Origin of the sequence: Rhizobium rhizogenes NBRC 13257, assembly GCF_000696095.1 — a bacterium.
GTDB lineage: Bacteria > Pseudomonadota > Alphaproteobacteria > Rhizobiales > Rhizobiaceae > Rhizobium > Rhizobium rhizogenes.
In genome coordinates this window covers 141,145-156,165 of the sequence record NZ_BAYX01000001.1, presented here as the reverse complement: position 1 = coordinate 156,165, position 15,021 = coordinate 141,145, and the positions used below count along the sequence as shown (strand labels likewise).

Annotated in this window: 15 protein-coding genes; 9 read left to right on the top strand and 6 right to left on the bottom strand. The window is 59.7% G+C overall.

The window, feature by feature from the left end:
* The first annotated feature begins 143 nt into the window (after positions 1-143).
* The 5 genes from RRH01S_RS00720 (at position 144) to RRH01S_RS00700 (ending at position 5,382) form a co-directional block, all read left to right on the top strand.
* Positions 144-755, top strand: a complete 612-nt coding sequence (locus tag RRH01S_RS00720) for a 50S ribosomal protein L25/general stress protein Ctc (RefSeq protein WP_007701489.1) — start codon at positions 144-146, stop codon at positions 753-755.
* A gap of 244 nt (positions 756-999) precedes the next feature.
* Positions 1,000-3,366 (top strand): EAL domain-containing protein, encoded by a 2,367-nt coding sequence (locus RRH01S_RS00715; RefSeq protein ID WP_012651936.1) that lies wholly within the window; start codon positions 1,000-1,002, stop codon positions 3,364-3,366.
* Between the two features lie 14 nt (positions 3,367-3,380).
* Positions 3,381-4,112: a substrate-binding periplasmic protein gene (locus tag RRH01S_RS00710; RefSeq protein ID WP_012651937.1), complete on the top strand. Its 732-nt coding sequence runs from the start codon at positions 3,381-3,383 to the stop codon at positions 4,110-4,112.
* Between the two features lie 75 nt (positions 4,113-4,187).
* Positions 4,188-4,904: an aminoacyl-tRNA hydrolase gene (pth, locus tag RRH01S_RS00705; RefSeq protein ID WP_012651938.1), complete on the top strand. Its 717-nt coding sequence runs from the start codon at positions 4,188-4,190 to the stop codon at positions 4,902-4,904.
* 1 nt (position 4,905) lies between these two features.
* Positions 4,906-5,382 (top strand): GNAT family N-acetyltransferase, encoded by a 477-nt coding sequence (locus RRH01S_RS00700; RefSeq protein WP_012651939.1) that lies wholly within the window; start codon positions 4,906-4,908, stop codon positions 5,380-5,382.
* Positions 5,383-5,403: 21 nt separating this feature from the next.
* On the opposite strand, the gene clpS is transcribed toward RRH01S_RS00700, so the two are convergent.
* Positions 5,404-5,715, bottom strand: coding sequence for an ATP-dependent Clp protease adapter ClpS (clpS, locus tag RRH01S_RS00695; RefSeq protein ID WP_012651940.1), 312 nt, complete (start codon positions 5,713-5,715; stop codon positions 5,404-5,406).
* Positions 5,716-5,973: 258 nt separating this feature from the next.
* Between clpS and ychF the strand changes: the two genes are divergently transcribed.
* The 3 genes from ychF (at position 5,974) to RRH01S_RS00680 (ending at position 8,216) form a co-directional block, all read left to right on the top strand.
* Positions 5,974-7,077: a redox-regulated ATPase YchF gene (gene ychF / locus RRH01S_RS00690; protein ID WP_007692563.1), complete on the top strand. Its 1,104-nt coding sequence runs from the start codon at positions 5,974-5,976 to the stop codon at positions 7,075-7,077.
* A gap of 210 nt (positions 7,078-7,287) precedes the next feature.
* On the top strand, positions 7,288-7,752 hold the full coding sequence (locus tag RRH01S_RS00685; protein WP_042469661.1) for a MaoC family dehydratase: 465 nt from the start codon (positions 7,288-7,290) through the stop codon (positions 7,750-7,752).
* The gene (locus tag RRH01S_RS00680) at positions 7,749-8,216 is read left to right on the top strand and encodes a MaoC family dehydratase (protein WP_012651942.1); all 468 of its coding nucleotides are present in this window, start codon (positions 7,749-7,751) and stop codon (positions 8,214-8,216) included. The genes RRH01S_RS00685 and RRH01S_RS00680 overlap by 4 nt, the downstream gene beginning before the upstream one ends.
* 33 nt (positions 8,217-8,249) lie before the next feature.
* On the opposite strand, the gene RRH01S_RS00675 is transcribed toward RRH01S_RS00680, so the two are convergent.
* From RRH01S_RS00675 to petA, 4 genes are all read right to left on the bottom strand, one after another.
* Positions 8,250-8,792, bottom strand: coding sequence for an adenine phosphoribosyltransferase (locus RRH01S_RS00675; RefSeq protein WP_007692558.1), 543 nt, complete (start codon positions 8,790-8,792; stop codon positions 8,250-8,252).
* A 120-nt stretch (positions 8,793-8,912) separates the two neighbouring features.
* The gene (locus RRH01S_RS00670; protein WP_007692555.1) at positions 8,913-9,779 is read right to left on the bottom strand and encodes a cytochrome c1; all 867 of its coding nucleotides are present in this window, start codon (positions 9,777-9,779) and stop codon (positions 8,913-8,915) included.
* Between the two features lie 15 nt (positions 9,780-9,794).
* Positions 9,795-11,069, bottom strand: a complete 1,275-nt coding sequence (locus RRH01S_RS00665; protein ID WP_007692546.1) for a cytochrome b — start codon at positions 11,067-11,069, stop codon at positions 9,795-9,797.
* A 14-nt stretch (positions 11,070-11,083) separates the two neighbouring features.
* Complete coding sequence (gene petA / locus RRH01S_RS00660) at positions 11,084-11,662, bottom strand: ubiquinol-cytochrome c reductase iron-sulfur subunit (protein ID WP_007692544.1); 579 nt, start codon at positions 11,660-11,662, stop codon at positions 11,084-11,086.
* 471 nt (positions 11,663-12,133) lie between these two features.
* On the opposite strand from petA, the gene RRH01S_RS00655 reads away from it, so the two are divergent.
* Positions 12,134-13,066: an endonuclease/exonuclease/phosphatase family protein gene (locus tag RRH01S_RS00655; RefSeq protein ID WP_042469658.1), complete on the top strand. Its 933-nt coding sequence runs from the start codon at positions 12,134-12,136 to the stop codon at positions 13,064-13,066.
* A 56-nt stretch (positions 13,067-13,122) separates the two neighbouring features.
* On the opposite strand, the gene RRH01S_RS00650 is transcribed toward RRH01S_RS00655, so the two are convergent.
* The gene (locus RRH01S_RS00650) at positions 13,123-14,985 is read right to left on the bottom strand and encodes an ABC transporter ATP-binding protein (RefSeq protein ID WP_012651944.1); all 1,863 of its coding nucleotides are present in this window, start codon (positions 14,983-14,985) and stop codon (positions 13,123-13,125) included.
* Positions 14,986-15,021 lie beyond the last annotated feature (36 nt).

The window sequence follows — 15,021 nt, the reverse complement described above, 5'->3', positions numbered from 1 at the left end:
CTGTTTGTACTATACGCCACGCGTCCGCGTAGACACCCTTGGAGGCAACGCGGATGAGGCAGGGCTTGCCCTCCTCCAGTTCAATCGGTCCCCGCATGCCGGCGACCGGATGAACTCTCCAAATAACCTCGAAAGGAATAGCTATGAGCCACGAAAGCTACGAGCTCAAGGCCGAGGCGCGCGAACGGGTTGGTAAGGGGTCCGCCCGTGAACTTCGCCGCAATGGTTTGATTCCCGCTGTCATCTATGGTGACAAGCAGGCCCCCATCTCGATCACTCTCAACACCAATGAAGTGACGAAGCGTATTCATGCCGGTGGTTTCCTCACCACGATCGCGACGATCGACGTCGACGGCACGAAGATCAAGGTTCTGCCGAAGGACTACCAGCTCGATCCGGTCCGTGACTTCACGCTCCATATCGACTTTCTGCGCGTCTCCGGCAACAGCCAGGTGACCGTTGAAATCCCGGTTCACTTCGTCAACCAGGAAAAGTCCCCGGGCCTCAAGGCTGGCGGCGTGCTGAACATCGTTCGCCACGAAGTCGAAGTCCATTGCCCGGCCGATGCGATCCCGGAATTCTTCACCGTTGATCTGTCGGGCCTCAAGGCCGGCGACAGCATCCACATCTCGCACGTAACCCTGCCGAAGGGCGTAGTCCCGGTCATCGCCGACCGCGACTTCACGATCGCAACGATCGTCGCTCCGGCTGCCGGTCTTACGGAAGAAGAAGGCAGCGAAGAAGCCAGCGCTTAATCAGCGTCTTCATCGCTACGCATTCAGACCCGCCTCCCCTCTGGGGATGGCGGGTTTTTCATGTGTAGATTCTAATAAAAGTAACCAGAACTTCTACAATTTGCGGAATCAATACTTGGTTTAAATCCATTAACCCCATGGTTTCAGCAACATTTAACACATTCATGAAAGTTTACGCCAAACAGTTGTAGAGAACGGCACGCCCCAAGATCAGCCGGTCTGCGACCGGGGAGCAAGCGGAACTATGAACCATTCCGTCGAAAACAGGTTTTTCGCGATCGTCTGCGGTGCGCTGCTCGTTTTCGTCGCGCCGCTTTTTGTGCTGTTCCTTTTCCTCTCCTCCGGACGGGCCGAAAAGGAAATCAAGGACCATATTTCCGTTCTGCTGGTCGCCAACGCCCAGGCGCTCGCCAAACCGCTATGGGATCTCGACGAGGACAGTGTCACGCAGATCAGTGCAACGACGGTTGCCGAGGGGGCGATCGTCAAGGTCAATGTCCGCGATCTCTCCGGCCAGCTCGACGTCACGCAATCGACCATCCCCAAAGCCTATAAGGGTCCGCTGGAGGCCGTCTCGCGTTCGATCATCTACAATGGTGTGGATGGCGCAAGGAATCTCGGCTCCATCACCGTCTACTATCCGAAGCTCGGCCTCTTCGACGGATTGAAAAGCGAGGAGATCGTCTTCATCTCGATCTTCATCTTCGCCGTCCTGACCGTTTTCGGCGCCGCCCTGATCGGCAACCGCATCTTCGTCATCCAGCCGCTGATGCGGCTGACCCATGCGATAGAGGCGACACGGCAACTGGGTTCGCGCCATCATGTCGACTGGCAGTCCAACGACGAAATGGGCCGGCTCGCCCATAGCTTCAACGAGATGCAGAGCAAGCTGGAGCGCGAGGAGACCGAGCTGAAGCTCGCCCATCGCCGCGCCACCGATACCTATAATCTGACGCCGGCCATGCTCTTCTCGCTCGACAAGGACGATTGCATCGCCGCCGTCAGCGACTATTGGCTGGCCGCCACCGGCTACGCCCGCGCAAACGTGGTCGGACGCAAGTTCGCAAGCCTGGTCCTGCCGGAATCGCGCGCGAAATACATCGAGCGCAAGCGCAGCCATCCCGACAGCGCCGCCCGCTTCGACGTCACGGTAAAATTCCATTGCCGGGATGAACGGGTCATGGATGTGCTGATCCTTGAGACGACGGCAATCCAGGATGGTCTTTCGCTTTCGGTCATGACCGATGTCACCGATCTCAAGCAATCCGAAGACCGAAACCTACGCCAGGCGATCACCGATCATCTCACCGGCCTGCTGAATCGCCAGGGTTTCGAAACAGCGCTGGATGCCAAGATCAACGAGGCGGACAAGCGCAAGCGCGAGCTTGCCTGCCTGTTCATCGATCTTGACCGCTTCAAGTGGATCAACGACAACAAGGGCCATGCCGCCGGCGACGCGGCCCTACGCGAACTGGTTGCCCGCTTGCAGGCACGGCTGGAGCCCGGCGACATCGCCGCCCGCCTTGGTGGCGATGAGTTTGCTATCCTGCTGCTTGCCGAGGACGCCGAAGCGAGGGCGATCGACATGGCAACCCGCATCGCCGATGTATTCGAGGCCCCCTTTGGTGGCGATGCCCGCCTCAGCGCCAGCATCGGCATCGCCATCTATCCCCGCCATGCCGCCAATGCGGCCGAACTGCTGCTGAAGTCCGATATCGCCATGTATGCCAAGAAGCACGACGGCAAGAACGGCGCGCAGATCTTCGACAACGGCATGCTGGACGCATCCCGCCGCCGCGCCGAACTCGAGAACCATATCGAGAACGGCCTCAGTGAAGACTGGTTCGAGGCCCACCTGCAGCCGATCGTCAATATCGATGATCGCTCCATCGCCGGCTTCGAGGCGCTGATGCGGCTGCATCATCCGCAGAAGGGCATTCTGCCGCCGGCCCGGATCATCGAGGTCGCCGAGGAGACGGGCTCGATCATTCGCATCGGCAATCGCATCATGGAGAAGGCCGTCTCCAATTTTGCGCGTCTCTCGCGCCTCGACGGCATGCAGGACACCTATCTCGCCATCAATTTTTCGCCGCTGCAGTTTGAGCCGGAGCTACCCGTCCGCATCGCCGCCCTGCTCTCCCGCCACGATATCTCCCCGAAGCGGATCGTCGTCGAAATCACCGAAGCGGTATTGATGGACGACAACCCGGAAACCCGCATGGTCATCAACGAGATATGCCGCTACGGCTGCCGCATCGCGCTCGATGACTTCGGCACGGGCTATTCGTCGCTGAGCTATATCAACCGTTTCCCGGTTGATATCATCAAGATCGACCAATCCTTCATTCGCGCGATCAACGACACCGCCTCGGATGTCAGCGCCAAGAGCCGCATGCTGGTCGAAAGCATCACGACGCTGTCGCACAAGATGAACTGCACGGTCATTGCCGAAGGCATCGAGACCGAAGAGGAGTGCACGACGCTGCGCACCATGGGACTGGATTACGGCCAGGGCTATCTGTTCCACCGGCCGCAGCATCCGAATGATCTGATGAAAACACTGGCGGGATCGCAAGCAGACAGCCTTCTCTCCGTGGCGCAAGCATCGTAGAGGCGGGAAACCACATGCGGAAACTGCTTCTCCTCGTCCTTCTCAGCCTCTCCTCCTATAGCCTTCTCTCCGTGGCCCGAGCAGAAACGGTCGCCTTCACCACGGAAGAATATCCGCCCTTCAATTACCGCGATGGCAAGATTGCCGTGGGCGCGACCGTCGAGCAGGTGCGCAAGGTGATGGCCGATATCGGCGTCGATTATTCGATCGAGGTCATGCCGTGGGCGCGAGCCTATTCCCAGGCGCAGACAGTACCGATGACCTGCGTCTTCGCCACTGCCCACAATGAAGAACGCGACAAGCTATTCAAATGGGTCCAGCCGCTGCTGGTCGACCGCAACATCCTGATCAAACACACTGGATCCAGCGTCGTCGCCGCCACGCTCGATGAGGCACGGAAGTATACCGTCGGCACATGGCGGGAGGACTACACCGAGGCCGCCTTGCGGCAGGCCAATTTCCCACGGATCGATGTCGCCAGCGACTTCAGAGCGACGCTGAAGAAGCTGATGAGCGACCGCATCGACCTGATGCCGATCTCTGAAAGCTATTTCGACAAATTGAGGAAAGAAGGCAACGCCGTCGAAAAGGTAACCGTGCTCTCCGCGCAGCCCATGGGCATCGCCTGCCAGAAGGATTTTCCGGACGATCTGCTGAAGAGGATGCAGACAGCGCTCGACAGCTTGATTGCCGACGGCACGCAGAAACGGATATTCCTGAAATACGGCCTGCACCTCGGAGACTGACGAGAGGTCCCGCCTTGACTTTGCCGTCAATTCCTTGTCGTGAAGGGCATCGGCATTTTCCAAAGGGCGAAGCGCATGCTTCTCATCGTGGGCCTCGGCAATCCCGGCGCCAAATATCAGGGCAACCGTCACAATATCGGCTTCATGGCCGTGGATGCGATCCACCGTCGCCACAGCTTTTCACCCTGGGCGAAGAAATTCAGGGCGGAGATTTCCGAAGGCGAACTCGGCGGCCAGAAAGTCCTGCTGATCAAGCCGCAGACCTTCATGAACCTCTCCGGCGAATCCGTCGGCGAGGCCATGCGCTTCTACAAGCTTGAGCCGTCCGACCTCGTCGTCATCTATGACGAACTCGACCTGCCGGCCGCCAAGGCGCGGCTGAAGACCGGCGGCGGCCATGGCGGCCACAACGGCATCAAGTCGATCGATGCCCATTGCGGCCGCGAATACCGGCGGCTGCGCCTCGGCATCGGCCATCCCGGCGTCAAGGAGCTGGTGCAGAACCATGTGCTCGGCGACTTCGCCAAGGTTGATCGCGATTGGCTGGAGCCGCTGTTCGACGCACTCGCCGACAATGCCGACATGCTGGTGCGCGGCGAGGATTCGCAGCTGATGAACAAGATTGCGCTAGCGCTGGGCGGCAAGACGGAGGAACCAGCGCCGAAGCCGGAAAAAAAGACTGTCGCCAAATCGCACATTCATCAGGCCCGCAACCACAATCAGCCGCGCATGCCCGAGAGCGGTCCGATGGCTGAGATGCTGAAGAGAATGTTCGGCAAGAAGGACGATTGATATGGCGGAAGCCGCAAACGGCAGCGACACGGTGGTGATCCGTCCGGCTGCCGCCGGCGATCTCCCCACCCTTCTCGCGCTCTACCGGCACCTTAATCACGGCGATCCGGAGCTGGAACCGGCGTTGGCCGAAAGCCGCTTTGCCGAGATCCTGCAACACCCTGGAATGACGATCTTCGCTGCCTTCGTCGGCGACCTTGCCATCTCCTCCGTCACCCTGGTCATCACCCCCAACCTGACACGCGGCGGCGCACCCTATGCGCTGATCGAGAATGTCGTCACCCATGCCGACCATCGCCAGCGCGGTCACGCCCGGGCGTTGATCCATAAGGCCATCGCAACGGCCTGGGAGAAGAATTGCTACAAGGTGATGCTGCTCACCGGCTCGAAGACACCCGCAACATTGCGCTTCTATGCCAATTGCGGCTTCTCGCAGGACAAGACCGGCTTCCAGATCCGCCGTCCTATTGCAGGCTGACCGTCGTCCTCCTCCGAAATTCTATTCTTCTGGCTCGGTGGTGAACATCAACGGGAAATCGGCGCTTTTCGCCAGATCGATGGCTTCCTGCGCCTTGGTCTCGGCAATGTCCCGCGCACAGACCATCACCACACAGCTGCCAAGCTTATGCGCAGTCATCATCACACGATAACCGGCCTCCTCGCTCATGCGGAAGACAGCTTGCAGCACCATGATGACGAATTCGCGCGGCGTGTAATCGTCGTTGACGAGAATAATCTTATAGAGCTTCGGCCGCTCGACCTTGGGCTTCGTCTTGGTCTTCGGTTTTAGGACAACATCATTGTCACTCATCGGAGTCACCGTTGATGACAGGGGAAAAGGGCTTGTCGCTGATAACAGGTTTATACCGCACCGCAACCGGCCATTCAAGCAAGACGATGGCCTCGCGATAGCCGTTCGGATCAATCGACCGTGAGCAGGAAGAGGACGGCAACGGCGTCCAAGCACGATCCACCGCAGAAAAACAGCGCTTTTCCCCTGCAAGACTTGACCAGCAACGGCCCTTCCCCCATACGCACTGCAAAGATTTCAAGATATGGACAAGGTGCCATGGGTTTCAAATGCGGTATCGTCGGGCTGCCGAACGTCGGCAAGTCCACTCTGTTCAACGCGCTGACCAAGACGGCGGCGGCGCAGGCGGCGAATTATCCGTTCTGCACGATCGAGCCGAACACGGGTGAAGTGGCGGTTCCCGATCCGCGTATGGAGCAGCTTGCCCAAATCGCCAAGTCGAAAGAACTGATCCCGACGCGCATCTCCTTCGTCGATATTGCCGGCCTGGTGCGCGGCGCATCGAAGGGCGAAGGCCTGGGCAACCAGTTCCTTGCCAACATTCGCGAAGTCGATGCAATCGTGCATGTGCTGCGCTGCTTCGAAGACAGCGACATCACCCATGTCGAAGGTCGCATCAATCCGGTTGCCGACGCCGAGACCATCGAGACCGAGCTGATGCTCTCCGATCTCGAGAGCCTGGAGCGCCGCACCGAGCAGACGCGCAAGCGCGCCACCGGCAAAGACAAGGAATCCATGGCGATGCTGCCGCTGATGGAAGCCTCGCTCAAGCTGTTGAACGAAGGCAAGCCGGTTCGCACCTTGCTGTCGAAGCTCGACGACGAGGAGCTCCGTATCCTCAAGAGCCTGAACCTTCTGACCTCGCATCCCGTGCTCTATGTCTGCAACGTCGCCGAAGCCGATGCCGTTGCCGGCAATGAGCATACAGCCGCCGTCGCCGCCATGGCGAAGGAGCAGAATTCCGAAGTAGTGATCATCTCCGCCGCCATCGAAGCGGAGGTGGCGCAGCTGCCCGCAGACGAAGCCATGGAGTTCCTCTCCGAACTCGGTCTCAAGGAAGCCGGCCTCGACCAGCTGATCCGCGCCGGCTACAAGCTGCTGCATCTCATCACCTATTTCACCGTCGGCCCGAAGGAAACGCGCGCCTGGACGATCGAGGAAGGCACCAAGGCCCCGCAGGCGGCCGGCGTCATCCATTCCGATTTCGAACGCGGCTTCATCCGCGCCCAAACCATCGCCTATAGCGATTACATCGCCTTCAAGGGCGAAGTCGGCGCCAAGGAAAACGGCAAGATGCGCTCCGAAGGCAAGGAATATGTCGTCCAGGACGGCGACGTCCTCAACTTCCTCTTCAATGCCTAAGACATAAAGAGATTGCCGGCCCTCACCTGAGCGCCGGCAGTCTTCCCTGCGTGGCCGTCGGACGGTTGCGCGGTGCAGATGCGACCAGCCAGCACCGATCACCAAGGCGCAGCCAAGGGCCGCACGTCCTTCCCCGTCACGAAAATACTTGCGCCACTCCCGCCCGCCATGCGATTGCGCTCGGGAGGAATAAGGAGGCTGCTGACGGATATGGCGAAACTGACCTATGAGGATTTTCAGCCGGGACAGATGTTTCCGCTTGGGCCGAAGCATGTGACGGCCGAGGAAATCATTGAATTCGCAAGCGAGTTCGACCCGCAGCCGATGCATCTCGATGAAGCCGCCGGCCGGGCCAGTATCCTGGGTGGGCTTGCCGCCTCCGGCTGGCACACATCGGCAATGTTCATGCGGATGATGTGCGACAGCTATCTGCTTAACACCGAATCCGAAGGTGCGCCGGGCATCGACTTCATGGACTGGAAAAAGCCCGTTCTCGCGGGCGACACACTTTCCGGCCGTTCAATTGTGCTCGAATCCCGTGCCATGCGCTCTCGCCCTGGCCTCGGCATCGTCAAGTTCCGGCATGAAGTGAAAAACCAGCACGACGAACTCGTCTGCCTCGGCGAGAACGCCACCATGATCCGCATGCGCTCGCCTGTGGAGGTCTCGCCATGAAGATGATGGAGCTCTATCCCACCGGCGAACGGGCCGAGATCGGCAGCCATACGTTTACGGCTGAAAACATCGTCCACTTCGCCTCGCGCTTCGACCCGCAGATTTTCCATATGGACGCGGAAGCAGCCAAGGAGACGCTATTCGGCGGCCTCTGCGCTTCCGGTTGGCACACCTGTGCAGCCTGGATGAGGACCTTCATCGACTATTGGAAAGGCGAAACCGCCCGCCTGATTGCCGAGGGCGGAAAGCCGCCCAAACTCGGTCCCTCGGCCGGTTTCCAGAAGCTGCAGTGGCTTCGCCCCGTCTTTGCCGGTGACACCGTCACCTACGGCGTCACCCTGCTTTCCAGCCGCCCCCTGGCGTCACGCTCGGGCTGGACGCTCAACACCATCCTCTGCGACGGAACCAACCAGCATGGCGTACCGGTGATACGCTTCGAGAGCACTGTTCTGGAGTTTGAGTGATGCCTTCTCTCCATTGGGCAGAAGGTCTTTCCATCAATGCCCGCTGAATTCCACCAGTGTGTGGACCGGCACATCGAGTGCTTCCAGCTTCTTGCGGCCGCCGAGATCCGGCAGGTCGATGACGAAGCAGGCGGCGACAACTTCCGCGCCGATCTGGCGCAGCAACTGGGTGGCGCCAACCGCGGTGCCGCCCGTCGCGATCAGGTCGTCGACCAGGATCACCTTTTCGCCGGGGTTCACCGCGTCACGGTGCATCTCCATCTCGTCGACACCATATTCGAGGCTGTAGGCGATACGCACGATATCATGCGGCAGTTTGCCCTTCTTGCGGATCGGCACGAAACCGGCCGACAGCTGATGCGCCACTGCGCCGCCCAGAATGAAGCCGCGGGCCTCCATGCCGGCGACCTTGTCGATCTTGGTGCCGGCATAGGGCTGCACTAGCGCATCAACGGCACGGCGAAACGCCTTGGCGTCGCCAAGCATCGTGGTGATGTCGCGGAAGATGATACCGGGCTTGGGATAGTCCGGGATGGAGCGGATGCTGGCGGCAAGCTCCGAAGCAATGGTCTTCATGGAAATATGTACTCTCAGGCTAAGATAGGGCCGGCAGCACCCTAGCAAGACGCGTGCGCGATACCAACAAAAAAGGCGACCACAACGGGCCGCCTTTTGTTGATTGCAGGGCCGAACTGCCTAGTGAGCGCCAGCCTTGGCATAGACCGACCGCTTGGTGAGATAGATCAGCGTCGAGAAGATCAGCAGGAATATGATGACCATGAAGCCAAGGTGCTTGCGCTCCTCCAGATGCGGCTCCGCGGCCCACATCAGGAAGGCGGAAACATCGTGCGAATACTGATCGACCGTCTGCGGCGAGCCATCGTCATAGGTGACCTGACCGTCGGAGAGCGGCTTCGGCATGGCGAAGGTCGCGGCCGCATCGAAATACGGATTATAGTGCGAATTCTGCGCAACCTGGAAGCCAGCCGGCGGCTCCTCGTAGCCGGTCAGCAGCGAGTAGATATAATCCGGGCCGCCTTCCTGATACTGCGTGAAGATGTCGAAGATGAACTGCGGGAAACCGCGCTCGATTTCACGCGCCTTGGCAAGCAGCGACATGTCCGGCGGCACGGCGCCGTTGTTCGAGGCGGCTGCCGCTTCGTCGTTCGGGAACGGCGACGGGAAATGGTCGGACGGAAGCGCTTTGCGCGTAAACATCTCGCCCTGGGGATTCGGGCCGTCCTGCACTTCGTAGTTCGCCGCGAAGGTCTTCACCTGCGCTTCCGAATAGCCGAGTTCACCCAGCGTGCGGAAAGCCACCAGCTTCATCGAATGGCAGGCGGAACAGACTTCCGTGTAGACCTTGAGGCCACGCTGGAGCTGCGCCTTGTCGTAATAGCCGAAGGGGCCGGAGAAGGTCCAATGCTGGGTCCTCGGCTCCTTGAGCGGGTAGTGCGGGGTCGCTTCTTCGGCGGCGGGCTTGGTTTCCGCGGCAACGGCGGCAACCGTGGCGAAGCCACCGATGAGTGCGAGCGACAGAAGGCCGGCAACAAGCTTTTTCATTGTTCTCTTCCCCGGTTACGCTTGAGCCGGAACGGCTGTCTTGCCGTTCTGCTTCTCAAGGACCGCCTCCGTAATCGAATTTGGAATGCGCCTCGGTGTTTCGACCAGACCGAGAACCGGCATGGCGACGAGGAAGAACAGGAAGTAGAACAGCGTCGCGAACTGCGAGATCACGACGAAACTGCCTTCCGCCGGCTGCGAACCGAGCCAGCCGAGCAGAACGGCATCGGCGACGAACAGCCAGAAGAACAGCTTGTACCAGGGACGATAGACCGCCGAGCGGATCTTCGACGTATCCAGCCAGGGCAGGAAGAACAGCACGATGATCGCGCCGAACATCGTCAGAACGCCGCCGAGCTTGGAGTCGATCGGGCCGATGTTGAAGGTGATCGAGCGCAGCATCGCGTAGAACGGCAGGAAGTACCATTCCGGAACGATGTGAGCCGGCGTCTTCAGCGGATTGGCCGGAATGTAGTTGTCGGCGTGGCCAAGGAAGTTCGGCAGATAGAAGACGAAATAAGCGAATACCAGCAGGAAGATGGAAACGCCGAGCGCATCCTTCAGCGTCGCATAGGGCGTGAAGGGTACGGTATCGGTCTTCAGCTTGACTTCGACGCCGGTCGGGTTCGTCTGACCGGTCACATGCAGCGCCCAGATGTGCAGGATAACCACACCGGCGATCATGAACGGCAGCAGATAGTGCAACGAGAAGAAGCGATTGAGCGTCGGATCGTCGACGGCGAAGCCGCCGAGCAGGAAGGTCTGGATCCAGTCGCCGACCCAGGGAAAGGCCGAGAAGAAGCCGGTGATGACGGTCGCCCCCCAGAAGGACATCTGGCCCCAGGGCAGAACGTAGCCCATGAAGGCCGTTGCCATCATCAGGAGATAGATGATCACGCCGAGGATCCAGAGGATCTCGCGCGGCGCCTTGTAGGAGCCGTAATAGAGGCCACGGGCGATGTGGAGATAGACCGCGACGAAGAAGAAGGAAGCGCCATTGGCGTGCATATAGCGCAGCAGCCAACCGTGGTTGACGTCTCGCACAATCTTTTCGACGGAGTTGAAGGCGACGGTCGTGTCCGCCGCATAATGCATGGCAAGAACGACGCCGGTCAGGATTTGCAGAATGAGCATCACGGCCAGCATGGCGCCGAACGTATAGGCATAGTTCAGATTGCGCGGGACCGGATAGGCAATGAAACTGTCATAGACCATGCGCGGCAGCGGCAACCGCGCGTCGACCCATTTTTCGAGCCCTGTCGATGGCTCGTAAGACGAATGACCACTCATGATTCAGTTCCCCCTCAACCGACCTTGATCTTTTTTTCTGCGGTAAACGCATATAGCGGAATGGCGAGGTTCTGCGGCGCCGGCCCATGGCGGATGCGACCGGCAGTATCATAGACCGAACCGTGACAGGGACAGAACCACCCGCCATATTCCCCTGCCTGACCGAGCGGTATGCAACCGAGATGGGTGCAGACGCCGATCATGACCAGCCAGTTTTCCTTCCCGTCACCGGCCGAACGCGCGACATCGGTCGCCTGCGCATCCGCCGGCAGATTGGCGTTACGGGCAACCGGGTCCTTCAGATCGGAAATCTGTGCGCCCTTGCCGTCGTCGATTTCCTTTTGCGTGCGGTTGCGGATGAAGACCGGCTTACCGCGCCATTTCACCGTCAGAGACATGCCCGGCTCCAGGCTGGACACGTCAACTTCGATGGAAGCAAGGGCAAGGGTCGAGGCATCCGGCCGCATCTGGTCGATAAACGGCCAAGCAACAGCCACGGCACCGACCGCGCCGGCCATGCCCGTCGTCAGATAAAGGAAATCTCGGCGAGTTGGCTCGCCCGTGGTTTCACTTGTCGTAGTATGCTCGCTCAAAGCCGGACCATCCTCTTCCGCAAAACCGCAGCTAGGCGCTGCGGTACCCCCTCACTAACGGCGAATCAACGCGACCATAATTCCGCCATAGATTCCTCCGTATCCCGCCGCGTTCTAAGCTTGATCGCAAATTATGTCCAGTCTTGGCAAGGGGTGGAGGCACAATGTCGCGGGAAAAGCGCGCTATTTGGCTGCGAGCACCGAGCTTAAAATCACGGCCGTCAGTCAAATCGGCGTAAGAGCATGAAAAACCGTAAGATTCGCATAATAAAATTTCTCATTGCAGAGCAAAATAAACAATGATTTCAATGCTGCATCGCAACAAATTCGATGACACGCCGATCATTGATCTCTAAGACGATAGTCTTTCCTCGTCTTTAAGCGCTATGGATTTCATGACCGCATCACGCACCATTTCACGCTCTGCCGCCCGCTTTTGAACTGCGTTTTAGCAATGCCAAGGATATGTTTATGAGGCAGACGATTTACTGCGTTTTATGCGTGCTCGCGACCTTATTGCTGGTCACGCTGTCGGCGCGCTATGTCATCGACATCTGGCTGCTCGCCTTCTTCGAAAGCCTACAAACCCATTTCAGCCTTTTCGGCATTGCGCTTGCCCTGCTCGCGCTTGTTTTCCGGCGACACTGGTATGCGGTTCTCCTCATCGTCTTCGGCGTCGGGCTTGCGGTCCATTCGGTCCTGATGCTGCGGGAATATGCCGCCTCCCCGCTAGCACCCGGCACAGGCAAGAGCTTCAAACTCCTCTCCTTCAACATCGAAAACAGCAATTTCGAAAACGGCACTCGCATCGCCGACCTCATCGTGGGCTCCAACGCCGATGTCGTGGAGATTTTCGAGGCCGAGCCGATCAAAGCCGACTTGCAGCGTATCGGTGGCGCCTATCCCTATCGCATCGGCTGCAGCGACATGAGCGTCGAATGCGATTCACTTTTGCTGTCGAAACGTCCGTTTCAGGCACAGGATATGCGCAGCCTCGGCAGCCTCTGGCGCAATCGTTTCATTCTCGCGACCATCGACATGGACGGTCAGCCGGTGAACTTTGTTTCAGCGCATCTCAGCAAGCCTTACTTCGATGAATTTCATGCCGACGAGTTGAGCATCCTCGGCCCGATCCTCAAGGGTATTCAAGGGCCGCTGATCCTTGCCGGTGATTTCAATGCGTCGGTCATTGCCCCGGATATGCGGGATTTCCTCAACGACACCGGACTCAGCCACACCTTTCCGGAGCCGGCCACCTGGCCGATCGTGGCCGGTGCTTACGGCATCGCCATCGACCATGTCTTCGCCCACGCGCCGTTGCAGCTGATATCCGTCCGACAGATACCGGATGCCATGGGTTCGAACCATTTTGGTCTGATGACCGAGTTCAGCGTTTCAAAGTAGCCTTTTGATTTTGCGCGAGCTTCCCGGAAAATCGTACGACGCTTGCGATGACGAGGTTACTCGGCATCCTCTGCTATAAAGCCGCCGGATTGACGTGCCCAGAGCTCGGAATAGAGGCCGCCGCGGGCAATCAGCTCGTCATGCGTGCCATCCTCGATGATCCTGCCCTTGTCGATGACGATCAGCCGGTCGAGCTTGGCGATGGTCGACAGGCGATGCGCAATGGCCAGCACCGTCTTGCCTTCCATCAGCGTTTCGAGATTGGACTGCAGCGCCGCCTCGGCTTCGGAATCCAGCGCCGAGGTCGCCTCGTCCAGCACCAGGATCGGCGCGTCCTTCAGCATGACGCGGGCTATGGCGATGCGCTGGCGCTGGCCGCCGGAGAGCTTGACGCCGCGCTCGCCGACATGGGCGGCATAGCCCTTTCGGCCCTTCTGGTCCTCCAGCGTCGCGATAAACCTGTCCGCTTCCGCCCGCCGCGTCGCCTGTGCCATCTGCTCCTCACTCGCCTGCGGACGGCCGAAGAGGATGTTGTCGCGGACGGAGCGGTTGAGAAGTGCGGTATCCTGGGTGACCATACCGATTTCGGCACGCAGCGACTCCTGCCGAACCATGGCGATATCCTGCCCGTCGATCAGGATACGGCCGCCTTCGAGATCGTAGAAGCGCAGGAGCAGATTGACGAGTGTCGTCTTGCCTGCGCCGGAACGGCCAACAATGCCGACCTTCTCGCCGGCGCGGACAGTCAGCGAGAAATCCTCGATGATGCCGCTGCCGCGACCATAGTGGAAGGTTATGTGCTCGAAGCGGATGTCCGGACGGACGATCTGTAGATCTCTGGCGCCCGGTCGGTCGACCAGCCCGATCGGCTCCGAGATCATTTCCGCCGAATTCTGGATCGTCCCGAGATTGCGCATGATCGCATTGAACTGCGACATCATCCGGCCGAAGAGCATGTTGAGCCGTAGCACCATGCTGAGCGTGAAGGCCACGCCGCCGGTCGAGATCTCGCCGGCGAGCCACAGATGGATGGCAAGGGCCGCGATCGTCGTGATCATCACGCCCGACAGAAGCGCCAGCGACGAGCGCACGCCGGTCAGAAGCCGCGTGAACGGCATGACGGCCGCCTGGAAGCGGTCGAAGCCGTTGCGGATATAATCGTCGTTCTGCTCTTCGCGGCCGAAGAGCTTCAGCGTCTGGATATTGGCATAGGCGTCGACCATGCGCCCGTTCAGCACCGATGCCGCTTCGGCGGAATTGCGGGCATGACGGCGGATGCGCGGCACGAAATAGCGGGCGAGCAGCGAGAAGACACCGATCCAGATCGTGATCACCAGCGCCAGGCGCCAGTCCAGCCCGCCGACCAGCGCGATGGTCGAGGCCGCATAGATGATGATGAACCAGACCACCTGCAGCAGCGACACGACAAGATCGCCTGTCGACTGCCCCGCCGACCAGACCTTGGTGACGATGCGGCCGGAAAAATCATTCTGGAAGAAGCTTATCGATTGACGCGCGACATGTGCATAGGCCTGCCAGCGCACCAGATTGAGGAAGCCGGGAACGACCACTTGCTCCTCGACCAGTGCCCCGAGGCTCACTACCACGAACCGCACGACCAGCACGACGAAGACCATGCCGAGCAGCGTGCCGCCATGGCCGGCAAGCAGTCCCGTCCAGCCCTCGCCCGGCTTGACCTTGTCCAGGATATCGACGAGATGCCCGACGAACCAGAACAGCGCCGCCTCGAGCATCGCCACGGCGCCGCCCAGCGCCGCCATCGCCAGGAATGGGCCTTTCGCCTGCCCGACATAATACCAGATGAACGCCCAGAGCGACCGCGGCGGCCGAAGATCGCCGGCGCGGTAGTAGGGATCAATCCAAGTCTCGAACAGCCGATAGACGGAGCGGATCAACATCCCATGCGATATAGGAGGTTTCGCCGACGGCGCAAA